Annotated in this window: 2 protein-coding genes; both read right to left on the bottom strand. The window is 72.7% G+C overall.

The genetic code is table 11. From position 1 onward, the window contains the following. Positions 1-977: sensor histidine kinase (locus FNH04_RS45530; RefSeq protein ID WP_152792080.1), on the bottom strand; the 977-nt coding region annotated here is incomplete at its 3' end. Then, the gene (locus FNH04_RS45525; protein ID WP_322725738.1) at positions 974-1,645 is read right to left on the bottom strand and encodes a response regulator transcription factor; all 672 of its coding nucleotides are present in this window, start codon (positions 1,643-1,645) and stop codon (positions 974-976) included. The genes FNH04_RS45525 and FNH04_RS45530, both read right to left, overlap by 4 nt. Positions 1,646-1,848: the final 203 nt, after the last annotated feature.

Genomic DNA, 1,848 nt, shown 5'->3' with positions numbered 1-1,848 from the left:
GTGGGGGAGGTGTTCGTCACGGTCACACCGAAGGTGCCGGTCTCGGCGGCGTGCCAGAGCCGTACGGCCGCGGTGGCGCCCGGCGCGTGTTTGCGGACGTTGGTGAGGGCCTCCTGCACGGTGCGGTACACGGCGCGCTGCGCGGGGGTGCTGATGTCCGGCGGGAGCTCACCGGACAGTTCGGTGTCGATGCCGCTGGTCGTGACGAGCCGGTGGAGGTCCGCGAGCGTGGGCTGCGGGGTGAGCTCGGTGGCAGGGCCGCCGGAGGCCCTGAGCAGCGTGACCATGTGACGCAGTTCGTCGAGGGTGTCGACGCTGAGGGAGCGGATGGTGCGGGCGCCCTCCCGGACGTCGGGGTCCTTGGCGGCGACCTGGAGGGCACCGGCCTGTACGGCGATCAGGCTGACCTGGTGGGACACGACGTCGTGCATCTCGCGGGCGAGCTGGGCGCGTTCACGGGCGAGTACGGCCTGGGAGTGCAGCAGCCGTTCGTGCTCGCGCGCCTCCTCGATCTCGACGAGCCGGCGGGCCAGGTCCCCTCGCGCCTGCACGAGTTGACCCAGCAGAACGGGGGCGGCGGCCGTGGCCAGCGTGTAGAAGAAGTAGACCAGCGTCCAGGCGCGGTCGTGCGCGGTGAGGTCGTCCAGCGGCCACGGCGCGGCGGAGGCGAGGGCGAACAGCACGGCGCACACGGCGAGCAGCCGGCGGTCGCGGGACCGCTCGGCCAGGGTGAACAGGGCCGCGAACGGGGCGAACACGATGTCCAGCATCAGGCCGGCCGGGAGTGTGCACACGAACACCGCGAGCGGGAAGCGCCGGCGTACCGCGAGCGCGGCGCAGCCCGCGGCCGCCACCGCCGTCGCCGAGGGGGACGCGTCCCACAGGTTGAACCAGACGTCCGCGGCGGCGATCGCGATGACCACGGCGTCGACGGCCGGCTCGGGTACGCGTGCCCGCCATGCCCCGCGCGTGCTCATCGCCCGGACTCCGAGCGCCGCCGCTCGTCGAGCAGACCGGCCCGCTGAGCGAGCAGCGCCGCCTGGACCCGGCTGCCGACCCGTAGCTTGGTGAGGATCGAGCTGACGTGGTCCTTGACCGTCCCGGCACTGAGATGGACACGGCCGCCGATGTCGGCGTTGGACAGCCCCTCCGCGATCAGCACGAGCACCTCGCGCTCACGTTCGGTGAGCCGTCCGACGCGGGCGGCCTCGCCGTCGTCGACCGCCCCGGCCCCGGGGTGGCTCTGCCAGACGGCGCGGGACGCCTTCGGCGACATCACGACCCCACCCGCGGCCAACGTGCGCACCAGCTGGGCGAGTTGGTCGGGCTCGGTGTCCTTGAGCAGGAAGCCGGCCGCGCCGGATCGCAGTGCCGTCAGGATGTACTCGTCGGCGTCGAACGTCGTCAGCATCGCCACCACCGGCGGCTCCGGCATCGCGCGCAGCTGCCGCAGCACGGTCAGTCCGTCGACGTCGGGCATCCGTATGTCCAGCAGCACGACGTCCGGACGCTCCCGCCGTACGGTGTCGGCGGCCTCCCCGCCCGCCGTGGTCGCGACGACCTCCATGTCGTCGGCGGCGTTCAGGATGAGCCGGAAGCCCGAGCGCACAAGCGCCTCGTCGTCCACCACCACTACCCGGATCACGTGCGTTCCGCCTCGTCGTCCTAGTCGTCCTAGTCGTCCTGGTCGTCCTGGTCGTCCGTGCCGTCGTTGTGCGCACGTCCCCGGCGCACACCGACGCCGATTGTCACCGCTCCGACCGTAGAACGGAAAACGCCGAAGAAGGCGGCTCCGCGCAACGCTCCCGCCACCCGGGGGGTGCGGTCCGGACGTTCGGGGGGTGAGGG

The sequence above is a fragment of the Streptomyces phyllanthi genome, assembly GCF_009377205.1.
Taxonomy (GTDB): domain Bacteria; phylum Actinomycetota; class Actinomycetes; order Streptomycetales; family Streptomycetaceae; genus Streptomyces; species Streptomyces phyllanthi.
This window is presented reverse-complemented; position numbering and strand designations above follow the sequence as displayed.